Below are 258 nucleotides of genomic sequence, written 5' to 3' on the forward strand. Positions count from 1 at the left end.
CACTTACGTAGGCTTGCGCCACATCGCGCAACACGTTCGCGCGGGCGATTTCGTAATCCCAGGCAAAAACATCGCGATCACGCGCCGCCAACTCAAGCCGACGCGCCCGTTTCCCGCCAAGCTCGATCACTTGGGACAGAGCCAATGTGATCTCCAAGTCTTCGTCGCTGATCTCGGTTTCGCGCGACAGCCCCACCCCTGTTGTACCAACGGACCACGTGGACGTGCGCACGCGCGGCGCGCTGCCCAAGCGTATGT

1 protein-coding gene is annotated in these 258 nt (G+C 62.0%); it reads right to left on the minus strand.

What is annotated here, in order from left to right; genetic code table 11:
- Window positions 1-258, minus strand: a 258-nt coding sequence (locus FQ668_RS27730) for a TolC family protein (RefSeq protein ID WP_178097196.1), incomplete at both ends; no start/stop codon positions are given.

The sequence above is a fragment of the Pseudomonas sp. Kh14 genome (genome assembly GCF_900291005.1).
Taxonomy (GTDB): domain Bacteria; phylum Pseudomonadota; class Gammaproteobacteria; order Pseudomonadales; family Pseudomonadaceae; genus Aquipseudomonas; species Aquipseudomonas alloputida.